This window comes from Roseivivax sp. GX 12232 (genome assembly GCF_021272185.1).
In the GTDB taxonomy this organism is placed as follows: domain Bacteria; phylum Pseudomonadota; class Alphaproteobacteria; order Rhodobacterales; family Rhodobacteraceae; genus Roseivivax.
This window is the reverse complement of sequence record NZ_JAJSEC010000006.1, coordinates 153,259-165,296: the sequence shown is the minus strand read 5'-3', so window position 1 is coordinate 165,296 and position 12,038 is coordinate 153,259. Positions and strand designations below refer to the sequence as shown.

The following is a 12,038-nucleotide window of genomic DNA, read 5'->3' as shown; positions in this document are numbered from 1 at the left end:
GGTGAGACGCGGCTCCAGAGCGGGGCGGCGCCTAATCGGTGGGGATCTCCAGTCTCACCGGAAATTCTGAGAGACCGAGATAGCGCGGATGCTGCTCCCGCGCGGGCTCTCAGATGGGTCGTCGTGCAATGCCGCACGGCGCTCCCACCGCCACGCCCCTCTCGCGGCGGTGTCTGACCGCGCCAGTTGAGCAACCACGGCACACGCCGCGGACTGGACGCGCGGGGTTCCGACATGAACCAACTCACGACTATCCCGACCTTTGCGGCCCTTCAGGCCGCCGTTCTTGAGCGCCTGCACGCCTATCTCGGTACCCACGGCGGCAGCCTCGAGAGCCTGCTCCGGCAGGCACGCGCCGACACCGATGTCGACGAGCGTGTGGCGCTCCAAGAGCTGGCAGATGGGGTCCTGGCGACCCGCGATGCCCGCAAGCTCGTCATCCGGATCCGGGCTCTCACGGACGAGCTCCTGTGTGTATTGGGAGAACCCATGGTCGAGATCGAAGGCGCATTCTGCGGCCGCGAAATCGACACGGGGTTTGCCTGGCATGCGGCTCGTCTCACCGATCTCGAGCGCGACATCAAATTCGCTTTCCGGGTGTAGAGGCGAGCTCACCCACTGGGGCGACCATGCAGACGTACTAAGAGCCGCTGCGTGGTGCAGATTGTGGGGCAGTTTTCGCTCGCCATCCGCTCAAAACCTAAGAAAACCAACGAATGTTGATCTTTAGGCTTGACGAATGGTGCCCAGGAGAGGACTCGAACCTCCACGTCCATACGGACACCAGCACCTGAAGCTGGCGCGTCTACCATTCCGCCACCTGGGCAGGTTGCGTGAGGGGCCGTTTAGACGTGGTGGCGGGCAGTGTCAACGCCGATTCCGAGACTTCCTGTCCTCACCGCCCGGCCTCCCTTGCCGCGCGGGCCGGGCAGGGTTAGGAACGTCGCAACGACAGCGCCTGGAGAGAAATTCGATGCCCAAATCCAAGCTCGTCACGATCTTCGGCGGCTCCGGCTTCCTGGGCCGCTACGTCGCGCGCCGCATGGCGCAGGACGGCTGGCGGGTGCGGGTTGCCTGCCGCCATCCCAACGACGCGATCTTCGTGCGGACCTACGGCGTGGTGGGCCAGGTCGAGCCGGTCTTCTGCAACATCCGCGACGATGATTCGGTGCGCAACGTGACCACCGGTGCCGATGCGGTGGTGAACTGCGTGGGCGTCCTGGCCGAGAGCGGCAAGAACAGCTTCGAGGCGGTGCAGACCGAGGGCGCCGAGCGCATCGCGCGCATGGCCGCCGCCGAGGGCGTGGGCGCCCTGGTGCATGTCTCGGCAATCGGGGCGGATTCGGGCTCGCGGTCGAAATACGCGCGCACCAAGGCGGCGGGCGAGGCGGCGATCCTCGAAGCCTATCCCGGCGCGGTGATCCTGCGGCCCTCGATCATCTTCGGCCACGAGGACGGCTTCTTCAATCGCTTCGCCCAGATGACCCGCTTCGGCCCGGTCCTGCCGGTGGTGGGCGCGGGCACCCGGTTCCAGCCGGTCTATGTCGACGACGTGGCCCATGCCGCCTTCAAGGCTGTCAAGGGCGAGGTCGCGCCGGGCACCTACGAGCTGGGCGGGCCGGACGTGAACAGCTTCCGCGAGCTGATGGACTACATGCTCGAGGTCATCGCGCGGCGGCGGTTGGTGCTGAACATTCCCTTCTTCGCGGCGCATGTGATCGGGGCCCTGTCCGAGCTGGTGACCAAGCTGACGCTGGGCGTGATCCCGGCGCAGATCACCCGCGACCAGGTGGCGAACCTGCGGACCGACAACGTGGTCTCCGGGGAGGCCAGGGGCTTTGCCGATCTCGGGATCGAGCCGACCTCGATGGAGGCCGTGCTGCCGGACTACCTCTGGCGCTTCCGGCCCTCGGGGCAGTATTTCGACATCAAGAAGTCGGCGGAATCGCTGAAGCGGCGGTGAGGGGCTGAGCGCGGCGCTGGCGGGGCGCTTGGCTGTCGGTTGGTGCTGGGAGAGCGGTAAGGCGCCCGGTTAGTGACGCGCGAGCTGCCGTGGTCAACGCTGCATAACTTGCGGCCGCTCTTCGGGCGAACCTAATCCAACGTCGCTATGACGTGAGGCATTCCTGGAGAATGCCTCGCTGCACCCCACTCAGGCCCTCGATGAACACCATCGCTTTCGAGCCCATGCTCCCCCAACAGCCCACGTTGCCCTTCCCCACTTAAGCGCCCTCTTGCGCCCGAACAGCACCGAAGGTGCCGGGCGCGCGCCGGACCGGCCCCTTGGGCCGGCGCTTTTGTGGACGAAGCGCATAGATCACCGCTCGCCCTGACCTTGTTGGGATAAAGCGCATAGCTCGGAGGTCCGTAGCGCCGGCCCTCGGTCCGGTGCGCGCCCTCTGTTGCGCGGGGTGAGAGGGGGCGGGTGGGGCTGGTCAGTGCTTTCAGCCACCCACTGGGCGCGCGGGACGGCAATCAGAAGGCGCCCACCGACCGGCCGCAAGGCCACTCAACCGCACGAAAATCCTCGGCCAAATCCCCCTTCAGATCGCCACCCTCAGATCGCCCCCATCTGCGCCGCGGTGCGCCGCACGATGTCGATCCGCGAGGCGTTCGGCGGATGCGTCCCGAGGAACCTATTGCCGGGATCGGGGATGCGCAGGAAGAACTCCGCCCCGCGCACCGGGTTGTAGCCCGCCTTGCCGGTGATGATCGTCCCGAGCTGGTCGGCCTCGAGCTCGAAATCCTTGGAATAGCGCCGCGCGCCGACCTGGGCGCCAAGCTGCTCGGCCTCGCGGATGTAGTCCGGGCTCGCCCCCGAGGCCGCCGCCAGGTTGGAGAAGATCAGCGCCCCCACCGTGGCATTCTGCTGCGTCCGCTCGAGATGGCCGAGGACGTGATGCGCCGCTTCGTGCCCCATCACGAAGGCCAGCTCGTCGGCATTTTCGACCGAGGCGATCAGCGCGAGGTTGAAGGCCAGGATCGGCCGGCCCGCCTGGTCCAGCGTCTGGTAGGCGTTGGGCTGCTGTCCGGGGCGGTCGTCCACGACAATGATGAAATTGCAGTTCGCCCGGGGCGCCACGCGGCGGCATTCGCTTTCGGCCACGGGCTCCACCGTCTCCACCACCTCGATGAAGGTATTGGCGGCACGCTCGGCGCGGCTGCGCGAGCCGTCGCTGCCGACCGGCGTCAGAACGCCCGAAGGCGGCATGGCCGGACCGGTCTGGGGCAGCGGCGCGCAGGCCGACAGGATCACGAGCAGAAGCGGGACGAGACGCAGCATGACACCTCTCATTGAGCCGATACCCTAGGCATATCTTCGCTCATATTGATGGGGAACCCACGAATCCGCGACTTGGCGGCAGCGCGCCGACGCCTATCTCTGCCGCCATGGATGGGACTTTGACCGTCATCTACAACGATACCTGCCCGATCTGCGCCCGCGAGGTGCAGGGCTACAAGCGGATCGCCGCGCGCCATGGGCTGGAGATCGGCTTCCGCGGGCTCTCCGAGGGCGACCTTTCCGCCTACGGGCTGACCCGCCGCGACGCCGCCCGGCGCTTCCACGTCGAGGCGGAGGGGCGGGTGCACGACGGGGTCGACGCCTTCGCGCTGGTCTGGGAGCGGATGCCCGGCTTCCACTGGCTCGCGCGGCTGGTGCGGCTGCCCGGCGTGCATCGCGCGGCGGAGCTTCTCTACGACCATGTCGCCGCACCGGCGCTCTTTGCCCTGCACCGCCGGCGGGTGGCGCGCGGCACCGCGGTGCGCCGCGGCTGAGGCGGGCTGTCGCGAAAAGGCGGTTCCCTGGGCGCCCGGGCCGGGCTAGGCTCGGGGCATGTTCAGCATAGAGCACGATTTCGACGCGACCGTCGTGACCCTCGTCGACGAAGGCAAAGCCCCGCTGATGGAGGATGTCGTCGTTCATTCCTTCGAGGAATGCATCACCATCGAACAGTTCGACGCGCGGACCGACAGGATGATGAAGATCACCCTCTCGATCAGCCAGATGCGCGACCTCGCCGCCGCGCTGGACCTGCCCGAGGGCGTCTACCGGCGCGATTGACCACGCGCTGGGGGCCTCTGGCGGACGCGTGGCGGGTGCGGATCACGGGCCCGGACCGCGATCCGCGGTTGATATTGCCGGCCCCTGCGCAGACATATCGCCCAGCACAGTCCGAGAGGTCACCATGCCCGACGCCAATCCCGCCGCGATGGAGTTCCTGCTCAGCCGCCGCTCGCGCCCGGCCAAGACGCTCACCGGCCCCGCGCCCGACCGCGCGGCGTTGATGCCGATCCTGACCGCCGCCTCGCGCAGCCCCGATCACGGCAAGCTCGAACCCTGGCGCTTCGTGGTGCTGGAGCGCGCCGCGCTCGACCGGCTGGCGGCGCTGGCGGTCACGCGCGGCCGGGCCGCGGGCCTCGAGGACGACCAGGTCGAGAAGGGCCGCACGCAGTTCGCCAATTCGCCGCTCTGCGTGGCGGTGGTGGAAAGCCCCAAACCCTCGCCCAAGGTGCCGGCGCTCGAGCAGACCTACGCGGTGGGCGGGGTGTGCCTGGCGCTTCTCAACGCCGCGCTGGCCTCGGGCTGGGGGGCGAACTGGCTCACCGGCTGGGCCGCGCATGACCGCGCCTTTCTGGCCGAGGGCCTGGGCCTCGCGCCCGAGGAGCGCGTCGCGGGCTTCCTGCACATCGGCACCGAGACCTCGGCCCCGCCCGAGCGCCCGCGCCCGGACCTCGAGGCCATCGTCGAATGGGCCGAGGCGTGATTCTCACCGCCTTCACCCGCGCGCTGGGCCAGCTCGGCGACCCGCGCTTCCGCCGCGTGCTGCTGCTGGGCCTGGGCCTCGCGCTGGGGCTGCTCGCGCTCTTCTACGCGGGGTTCGCCACGCTGGTAGGCTGGATGGTGCCCGAGAGCGTGAGCCTGCCGCTTCTGGGCGAGATCACCTGGGTCGACGACCTGGCGAGCTGGGGCTCGCTTGTGCTGATGCTGGTGCTGTCGGTCTTCCTGATGGTGCCGGTGGCCTCGGCGATGACCGGGATCTTCCTCGAGGACGTGGCCGAGGCCGTCGAGGCGCGCCATTACCCCGGCCTGCCGCCCGCCGGGCGCATCCCCTTCACCGAGGCCCTGCGCGATACCCTGGCGTTCCTGGGCGTGCTGATCGCCGCCAACGTGCTGGCGCTGGTGCTCTACCTGATGTTCGCCCCGCTCGCGCCGGTGATCTTCTGGGGGCTGAACGGCTTCCTGCTCGGGCGGGAATATTTCACCGTGGCCGCCATGCGCCGGGTCGGCCGCCAGGGCGCCGCCGAGCTGCGCCGCCGCCACCTGCCGGTGATCTGGCTCGCCGGCGTGCTGATGGCCGTGCCGCTCTCGGTGCCCCTGGTGAACCTGCTTGTGCCGATCCTGGGGGCGGCGACCTTCACGCATTTGTATCACGCGCTGACCGGCGCGCGGGGGTGAGTTGGGCGTTCTTCTGGGGAAGGATGGAAGGTGCACCTCGGGCTGGCCGGGGGCTGCGGCTTCTGGGGGGCGCTGGAGCACGACCTGCGGGACATGACGCATCTTGGGGAGCGTAACCCGCCCTTTTGCGTCGCTGCCGGTTCGCATGGCTTTCTAGCGCCACGCCACGGATCCTGTCCCTGTCCCTGTCCCTGTCCCGACGCAGCGCATCCTCTCCAGCCACGCCCAACGTCACCACCCCATCCCGACGCCCCCTCCGCCCTCTCAACACACCCCACCAGAGGGCGCGCGCCGGACCGGGGGACGGCGCTGCCGACCTCTGCGCGAGGCGCTTTATCCCAGCAAGGTCAGGGCTAGGGCCGAACTAAGCACGCCACCCACAAGAGCGCCGGCCCATAGGGCCGGTCCGGCGCGCGCCCGGCACCTTCGGTGCTATTCGGGCGCAAGAAGGGGCGGTCGGCTTCTGAGTTTACGAGAAGGCTGGGTGGAACTGGTGAGACACGGCTCTGCGACGGCGTGGTTCCGCTACACGGGAGGCAGGTGCGGATGCAGGCAACGGGCGCTTGTCGGAGAGGCGGGCGGCACCGACCTTTGCGGGCTAGAGGGCTAGAGGGCTAGAGGGCTAGAGGGCTAGAGGGCTAGAGAGCTAGAGAACCACACCCTCAAAACCCCCGCCAACCTCACACCCCCCCAAAACTCACTCCGCCGCCGGCGCCATCCGGCCGAACAGGTCGATGTCCTCGATCGTCAGCCACCCCGAGGTGATCACCACGAAAAGCACCAGCCAGATCACCGCCGAGACCCCCGAGGTGATCCAGGCCTTCTTCTTGAGGTGGTGATTCTCCGGGCTGCCCGCATGGGTGCCGGGCACCACCTTGCCGAGGTCGCCTTGGGTCTCGAGCCGGATCGGGATCACCACCAGGAAGGTGAGAAACCAGATCACCGCGTAAAGCACGATGGCCGAGGTAATGCTCATGTCGCCTCCTATCGGGGCCGGGACGCGTGGGCGGGCCTCAGACCTCTTCCAGCTCGATCAGGCAGCCGTTGAAATCCTTGGGGTGCAGGAACAGCACCGGCTTGCCATGGGCACCGATCTTCGGCTCGCCGGAGCCCAGGACCCGCGCGCCCTCGCCCTTGAGCTTGTCGCGGGCGGCCAGGATGTCCTCGACCTCGTAGCAGATGTGATGGATGCCGCCCGAGGGGTTCTTGTCGAGAAAGCCCTGGATCGGGCTTTCCTCGCCTAAGGGGTAGAGAAGCTCGATCTTGGTGTTCGGCAGCTCGATGAAGACCACGGTCACGCCATGGTCGGGCTCGTCCTGGGGCGCGCCGACCGTGGCGCCGAGCGCGCCGCGATACTGCGCCGAGGCGGCCTCGAGGTCGGGCACGGCAATCGCGACATGGTTCAATCTGCCGATCATCTGGCCAAGCTCCTTCTGGGCATTCCGTGCCGCCATATGGCCCGCGCCCGGCCCGGCGCGCAAGGCGGTGCGACCGTTAACCGCTCGTTAGCCATCCGCCCGCAAGCTGGGACGCGGCAGTTTCGCCCGGATCAGGAGGCCCCAAGGCATGCAGATGAACCCGCTCACCCCGACCCTGCGCCCGACCCCGGCGCGCCCGCTGCTGGGCCTGACGCTCCTGGTGGTCGAGGACAGCCGCTACGCCTGCGAGGCGCTGCGCCTCTTCGCGCTGCAAAGCGGCGCGCGGCTCAGGCGCGCGGACCGGCTGTCGGCGGCGCGGCGGCATCTCGGCGTCTACCGGCCCTCGGGGATGATCGTGGACATCGGCCTGCCCGACGGCTCGGGGCTCGAGCTGATCCGCGAGGCGGCGCAGGCGAGCCCCCGGGTGGCGGTGCTTCTGGCCACGAGCGGCGATCCCTTCACCGAGGATGTGGCGCTCGCCGCGGGCGCCGACGGCTTCCTGCCGAAGCCGGTGCCGGGGCTTGCGGTCTTCCAGTCCGAGATTCTCGCGCATCTGCCGCGCGGGCAGCATCCGCTGGGCCCGCGCCATGTCGCCCAGGTGCTCGACCGGCCCGACCCCGAGGCCTTCCGCGACGACGTGGCCCATGCGCTGAGCGTCTTGTCCGAAGACCCCGACGCCGCGCGCATCGACTATGCGGCGCGCTTCGTCGCGGGGCTGGCGGCGACGGCGGGAGATCATGTTCTGGGCGAGGCCGCCGAGGTGCTGGCCGGCGCGGGCGTCAGCGGCGCGCCCCTCGGCCCCGGGCTGACGCGGCTGCGGGCACTGCTCGAGGACCGGCTCGACCGGGCGCTGGCGGGCTAGGGCGCGGGGCTCAGAACCGGAAGCCCGCCGGGTAGTCGTGCAGCCCGTCGTAATCGGACTTGCCGATGTCGAGCCCCGCCTGCCGCAAGACGGCAAAGCCCATGCCGAGGTGGAAGAAGAAGTTCGGCAGCCCGAAGAGATGCAGGAAGTCGCTGCCGCTCTGGTCGAGCTCGGCAAAACCCGCGCGATGGCTGATGCGGCGGTCCTCGGCGCCCTCGAAGGCGCCTGGGTCCAGCGCGGCGAGCCCCTCGCGGGCGAAGGCGAAGCGCGCCCGCAGCCCCTCGGCATCGAGGCCCAGGTGCGGGGTCTCGGGCACCTCGCGCCCGGCCAGCGGGCAGGCGGTGCGCAGCGCGAAGCCCGCCGCGGTGGCGAACTGCTGGGCGCCGGTGAACATGTCGGGGGCAAGCTGGCCCTTCAGCGCCTCGGGCGCGGTCTCGGCCTGGGCGACCAGTGCCTCGGCGCGGTCGAGGTAATGTCCGAAGACCGGGACGGAGGCGGCGTAAAGCGGCGGGGTCATGGCGGGTCCTTCCTCGGGGCGGGCGCCCTCTTCGGACGCCTCCCCGACGAAGCCTCGCGGCAGGGCCGGCGTCAAGCCGGCCCGCGCCTATTCGTGGAGTGCTGAACCCGGGGTCTCATGTCTCGGGCCCTGGTCCCGGAGCGTATGCCCCGATGCCTCGCGTGACGCGGGCCTTGGTCCCGGGCCTCACGCCCCCGAGGCCTCGTGACGTGGGCCTTGGTCCCGGAGCTCACGCTCCGAGGCCGCATGACGCGGGCCCACTGCCCGGGGCTCGCGCCCCGCGCCCAAGTCCCCGGGGCCCGGGCCCCGAGCCTCACTCCTCGGGCATCACCCGCAGGCGCAGCTCCATGAGCTGGTCGCTGGTGGGCTCCGAGGGGGCGCCCATCATCAGGTCCTCGGCGCGCTGGTTCATCGGGAACATGATGACCTCGCGGATGTTGTCCTCGCCCGCGAGCAGCATGACGATCCGGTCGATGCCCGCCGCGCAGCCGCCATGCGGAGGCGCGCCGAAGCGGAAGGCGTTGACCATGCCGCCGAAGCGCTTGCGCACCTCTTCCTCGCCGTAGCCGGCCAGCTCGAAGGCGCGGAACATGATCTCGGGCTTGTGGTTCCGGATCGCGCCCGAGACCAGCTCGTAGCCGTTGCAGGCCAGGTCGTACTGGTAGCCCTTGACGCTGAGCGGGTCGGCCTCCAGCGCTTCCATCCCGCCCTGCGGCATCGAGAAGGGGTTGTGGCTGAAGTCGATCTCGCCCGAGTCCTCGTCGGCCTCGTACATCGGGAAGTCGACGATCCAGGCGAAGGCATAGCGGTCCGCCTCGGTCAGGCCGAGCTCTTCGCCGATGGTGACCCGGGCCTTGCCCGCGACACGCTCGAAGTCCTTGGGCTTGCCGCCCAGGAAGAAGGCCGCGTCGCCGACACCCAGGCCGAGCTGCTGGCGGATCGCCTCGGTGCGCTCGGGCCCGATGTTCTTGGCCAGCGGGCCGGCGGCCTCGGTCTCGCCGTCCTTGTCGCGCCAGAAGATGTAGCCCATGCCCGGCAGCCCTTCCTTCTGGGCGAAGGCGTTCATCCGGTCGCAGAACTTGCGGCTGCCGCCCGTGGGCGCGGGGATCGCGCGGATTTCGGTGCCTTCCTGCTCGAGGAGCTTGGCGAAGATCGCGAAGCCCGAGCCGCGGAAGTGGTCCGAGACCACCTGCATCTTGATCGGGTTGCGCAGGTCCGGCTTGTCGGTGCCATACCAGAGCGCCGCATCCGCATAGGAGATCTGCGGCCAGTCCTCGGGCTTGTCGACCTTGGCCGAGCCGCCGAACTCCTCGAACACGCCGGCGATCACCGGAGAGATCGTGTCGAAGACGTCCTGCTGCTCGACGAAGCTCATCTCCATGTCGAGCTGGTAGAAGTCGGTGGGCGAGCGGTCGGCGCGCGGGTCCTCGTCGCGGAAACAGGGCGCGATCTGGAAATACTTGTCGAAGCCCGAGACCATGATCAGCTGCTTGAACTGCTGCGGGGCCTGGGGCAGCGCGTAGAACTTGCCCGGGTGCAGCCGCGAGGGCACCAGGAAGTCGCGCGCGCCCTCGGGGCTCGAGGCGGTGATGATCGGGGTCTGGTATTCGCGGAAGTCCTGCTCCCACATCCGCCGCCGGATCGAGGCCACCACATCCGAGCGCAGCACCATGTTCTGCTGCATGACCTCGCGCCGCAGGTCGAGGTAGCGATACCGCAGGCGGGTCTCCTCGGGGTATTCCTGGTCGCCGAAGACGATCAGCGGCAGCTCCTCGGAGGCGCCGAGCACCTCGATGTCGCGGATGTAGACCTCGATCGCGCCGGTCGGCAGCTTGGGGTTCACCAGGCTCTCGTCGCGGGCCTTCACCACGCCGTCGATCTTGACGCACCACTCCGAGCGCAGGCGCTCGACCTCGGCGAAGACCGGGCTGTCGGGATCGCAGAGCACCTGCGTCATGCCGTAGTGGTCGCGCAGGTCGACGAAGAGAACGCCGCCATGGTCGCGGATGCGGTGGACCCAGCCGGAAAGCCGGACCTCCTGGCCCACGTGCTCTTTGCGAAGATCGGCGCAGGTCTGGCTGCGATAGGCGTGCATTGGGTCGGCCCCTCGGAACTAGTTCGGGAAGTCAGGCGCCGATACACCGCCCCGCGCGCGGGAAGTCAAGCAGAAGCCCGGGGCAGGGGCCTCGTGAGCGGGGTTTGATGGGCCTGCGCGGGCTGCGGGACGGGTGCGGGCCCTGGGCGGGCCGTCCCGCGCCGGTTCCCGCCGCGCGGGCGCGCCGCGGGGCGGGACTCAGCGCCCGCGTGCGAGCCGCGCGAGGGGCCCTCATGCGGGTCGCGCGTCCACCCGGTTCGCCGCCAAAGCCCGCAAAATTGCCGCTTTTCGTGGCCGTCCTGCGACAACATCCCCCGCAACCCGTGGCCCTGACACGGAAAATTTGTCGCGCGGCCCCTTTCTGGGGTAATTTGGGGACGCCCGGAACGGCGGACCCGGCTGACAGCCCTTGTTTTGGGGAGGCGACGATGTGGGACCGTATTCTGAACGACATGCTGCGCCGCCTGGTGACGCTGGGCGATCTGCGCGTCACCTGGCCCGACGGCAGCGAAACGCGCTACGGCGCCGATGAGCCGCCGCGCGCCAGCCTGCGCCTCAAGGACCCTGGCATCGTCCGGGCGCTTTGCCTGAGCCCGGTGCTGGCGCTGGGCGAGGGCTACATGGACGGCCGGATCGAGATCGCCGACGAGATGCTGAACCCCGCGCTCGGGCTTCTGCAGCGCGCCCGCGAGCGCGGCGGAAGGATGCCCGCCTGGATCGAGACCCTGAACAGCGCGCGCATGGCGCTCTCGGTCTTCCTGCAGCGCAACACGCCGCTCACCGCCCGGGCCAATGTGGCGCATCACTACGACATCTCGGACGATCTCTACCGGCTCTTTCTCGATGCCGACATGCAGTATTCCTGCGCCTATTTCACCGACCCCGAGATGAGCCTCGAGGCCGCGCAGGAGGCCAAGAAGGCGCTGATCGCGCGCAAGCTCCGGCTCGAGCCGGGGATGCGGGTGCTCGACATCGGCTGCGGCTGGGGCGGCATGGCGCTGACGCTCGCGCGGGATCATGGCGCGCGGGTTCTGGGGGTGACGCTTTCGCAGAACCAGCTGGCCACCGCGCAGGCCCGCGCCGAGGCGGCGGGGCTCGCGGACCGGGTGGAGTTCCGGCTGCAGGATTACCGCGACGTGCGTGACAGCTTCGACCGGATCGTCAGCGTCGGCATGCTGGAGCATGTCGGCCGGCCGCAGTTCCGCACCTATTTCCGCAAGGTCTCGGAGCTGCTTGCCCCCGAGGGCGTGGCGCTGATCCACACCATCGGGCTGTCGAGCCCGCCCTCGCCGACCTCGCCCTGGCTGGCGAAATATATCTTCCCCGGCGGCTATGTGCCCGCGATGTCCGACCTCGCCCCCGAGATCGAACGGGCGGGCCTCTGGATGGCCGACATCGAGGTCCTGCGGCTGCATTACGCCTGGACGATTCGCCACTGGCGCCAGCGCTTCGAGGCCAGCCGCGACCGCATCCGAGAGATGCACGACGACCGCTTCGTGCGGATGTTCCGCTTCTACCTGGCGGCCTGCGAGACCGCCTTCGAGGAGCAGCGCCAGGGGGTGTTCCACTTCCAGCTGACCAAGGAACACGCCGCCGTGCCGGTGACCCGGGATTATCTGGCCGAACCGCCCGGAGAACGGGGCGCGCGCCGCCACGGCCGGACCCGGCAGGCGGCGGAGTAGGGGGCT

Annotated in this window: 13 protein-coding genes and 1 tRNA gene; 8 read left to right on the top strand and 6 right to left on the bottom strand. The window is 69.4% G+C overall.

Translation table 11 applies throughout. The features are described from left to right. Positions 1-234 precede the first annotated feature (234 nt). The gene (locus LR948_RS12140) at positions 235-603 is read left to right on the top strand and encodes a hypothetical protein (protein WP_232754294.1); all 369 of its coding nucleotides are present in this window, start codon (positions 235-237) and stop codon (positions 601-603) included. Positions 604-740: 137 nt separating this feature from the next. On the opposite strand, the gene LR948_RS12135 is transcribed toward LR948_RS12140, so the two are convergent. Next, positions 741-826 (bottom strand) — tRNA-Leu (locus LR948_RS12135). Between the two features lie 147 nt (positions 827-973). Here LR948_RS12135 and LR948_RS12130 point away from each other — a divergent pair. Next, a complete protein-coding gene (locus LR948_RS12130) occupies positions 974-1,963 on the top strand; it encodes a complex I NDUFA9 subunit family protein (RefSeq protein WP_232754293.1) in 990 nt (329 codons plus the stop codon). Positions 1,964-2,557: 594 nt separating this feature from the next. Here the strand turns inward: LR948_RS12130 and LR948_RS12125 are convergent. Beyond that, positions 2,558-3,283 (bottom strand): M48 family metallopeptidase, encoded by a 726-nt coding sequence (locus LR948_RS12125; protein ID WP_232754292.1) that lies wholly within the window; start codon positions 3,281-3,283, stop codon positions 2,558-2,560. 119 nt (positions 3,284-3,402) lie between these two features. Between LR948_RS12125 and LR948_RS12120 the strand changes: the two genes are divergently transcribed. The 4 genes from LR948_RS12120 to LR948_RS12105 all read left to right on the top strand — a co-directional run bounded on the left by LR948_RS12120 (position 3,403) and on the right by LR948_RS12105 (position 5,458). Next, positions 3,403-3,777: a thiol-disulfide oxidoreductase DCC family protein gene (locus LR948_RS12120; protein WP_232754291.1), complete on the top strand. Its 375-nt coding sequence runs from the start codon at positions 3,403-3,405 to the stop codon at positions 3,775-3,777. Positions 3,778-3,835: 58 nt separating this feature from the next. Beyond that, positions 3,836-4,063, top strand: coding sequence for a hypothetical protein (locus LR948_RS12115; RefSeq protein ID WP_232754290.1), 228 nt, complete (start codon positions 3,836-3,838; stop codon positions 4,061-4,063). 124 nt (positions 4,064-4,187) lie between these two features. Beyond that, entirely contained in the window at positions 4,188-4,766 is a 579-nt protein-coding gene (locus tag LR948_RS12110; protein ID WP_232754289.1) for a nitroreductase, read from the top strand. Next, positions 4,763-5,458, top strand: coding sequence for an EI24 domain-containing protein (locus LR948_RS12105; RefSeq protein ID WP_232754288.1), 696 nt, complete (start codon positions 4,763-4,765; stop codon positions 5,456-5,458). Before LR948_RS12110 ends, LR948_RS12105 begins: the two co-directional genes overlap by 4 nt. A gap of 697 nt (positions 5,459-6,155) precedes the next feature. On the opposite strand, the gene LR948_RS12100 is transcribed toward LR948_RS12105, so the two are convergent. Both LR948_RS12100 and mce read right to left on the bottom strand, forming a co-directional pair. Continuing rightward, a complete protein-coding gene (locus LR948_RS12100; RefSeq protein WP_232754287.1) occupies positions 6,156-6,434 on the bottom strand; it encodes a DUF1467 family protein in 279 nt (92 codons plus the stop codon). Positions 6,435-6,471: 37 nt separating this feature from the next. Next, positions 6,472-6,876 (bottom strand): methylmalonyl-CoA epimerase, encoded by a 405-nt coding sequence (mce, locus tag LR948_RS12095; RefSeq protein WP_232754286.1) that lies wholly within the window; start codon positions 6,874-6,876, stop codon positions 6,472-6,474. A 148-nt stretch (positions 6,877-7,024) separates the two neighbouring features. Between mce and LR948_RS12090 the strand changes: the two genes are divergently transcribed. Beyond that, positions 7,025-7,738: a response regulator transcription factor gene (locus LR948_RS12090; RefSeq protein WP_232754285.1), complete on the top strand. Its 714-nt coding sequence runs from the start codon at positions 7,025-7,027 to the stop codon at positions 7,736-7,738. 10 nt (positions 7,739-7,748) lie between these two features. Here the strand turns inward: LR948_RS12090 and LR948_RS12085 are convergent, their stop codons facing one another. Together LR948_RS12085 and aspS are read right to left on the bottom strand one after the other, a co-directional pair. Next, complete coding sequence (locus tag LR948_RS12085; protein ID WP_232754284.1) at positions 7,749-8,255, bottom strand: DUF1993 domain-containing protein; 507 nt, start codon at positions 8,253-8,255, stop codon at positions 7,749-7,751. Between the two features lie 313 nt (positions 8,256-8,568). Next, complete coding sequence (aspS, locus tag LR948_RS12080; RefSeq protein WP_232754283.1) at positions 8,569-10,350, bottom strand: aspartate--tRNA ligase; 1,782 nt, start codon at positions 10,348-10,350, stop codon at positions 8,569-8,571. Between the two features lie 428 nt (positions 10,351-10,778). Here aspS and LR948_RS12075 point away from each other — a divergent pair, with 428 nt between their 5' ends. Continuing rightward, positions 10,779-12,032 carry a cyclopropane-fatty-acyl-phospholipid synthase family protein gene (locus tag LR948_RS12075; protein ID WP_232754282.1) on the top strand — a complete coding sequence of 418 codons (1,254 nt, stop codon included), beginning with the start codon at positions 10,779-10,781 and terminating at the stop codon, positions 12,030-12,032. Positions 12,033-12,038 lie beyond the last annotated feature (6 nt).

Coding starts and splice junctions, on each gene's coding strand:
- LR948_RS12140 (WP_232754294.1), top strand. CDS start 235: ATGAACCAACTCACGACTATCCCGACCTTTGCGGCCCTTCAGGCCGCC.
- LR948_RS12130 (WP_232754293.1), top strand. CDS start 974: ATGCCCAAATCCAAGCTCGTCACGATCTTCGGCGGCTCCGGCTTCCTG.
- LR948_RS12125 (WP_232754292.1), bottom strand. CDS start 3,283: ATGCTGCGTCTCGTCCCGCTTCTGCTCGTGATCCTGTCGGCCTGCGCG.
- LR948_RS12115 (WP_232754290.1), top strand. CDS start 3,836: ATGTTCAGCATAGAGCACGATTTCGACGCGACCGTCGTGACCCTCGTC.
- LR948_RS12110 (WP_232754289.1), top strand. CDS start 4,188: ATGCCCGACGCCAATCCCGCCGCGATGGAGTTCCTGCTCAGCCGCCGC.
- LR948_RS12100 (WP_232754287.1), bottom strand. CDS start 6,434: ATGAGCATTACCTCGGCCATCGTGCTTTACGCGGTGATCTGGTTTCTC.
- mce (WP_232754286.1), bottom strand. CDS start 6,876: ATGATCGGCAGATTGAACCATGTCGCGATTGCCGTGCCCGACCTCGAG.
- LR948_RS12090 (WP_232754285.1), top strand. CDS start 7,025: ATGCAGATGAACCCGCTCACCCCGACCCTGCGCCCGACCCCGGCGCGC.
- LR948_RS12085 (WP_232754284.1), bottom strand. CDS start 8,255: ATGACCCCGCCGCTTTACGCCGCCTCCGTCCCGGTCTTCGGACATTAC.
- aspS (WP_232754283.1), bottom strand. CDS start 10,350: ATGCACGCCTATCGCAGCCAGACCTGCGCCGATCTTCGCAAAGAGCAC.
- LR948_RS12075 (WP_232754282.1), top strand. CDS start 10,779: ATGTGGGACCGTATTCTGAACGACATGCTGCGCCGCCTGGTGACGCTG.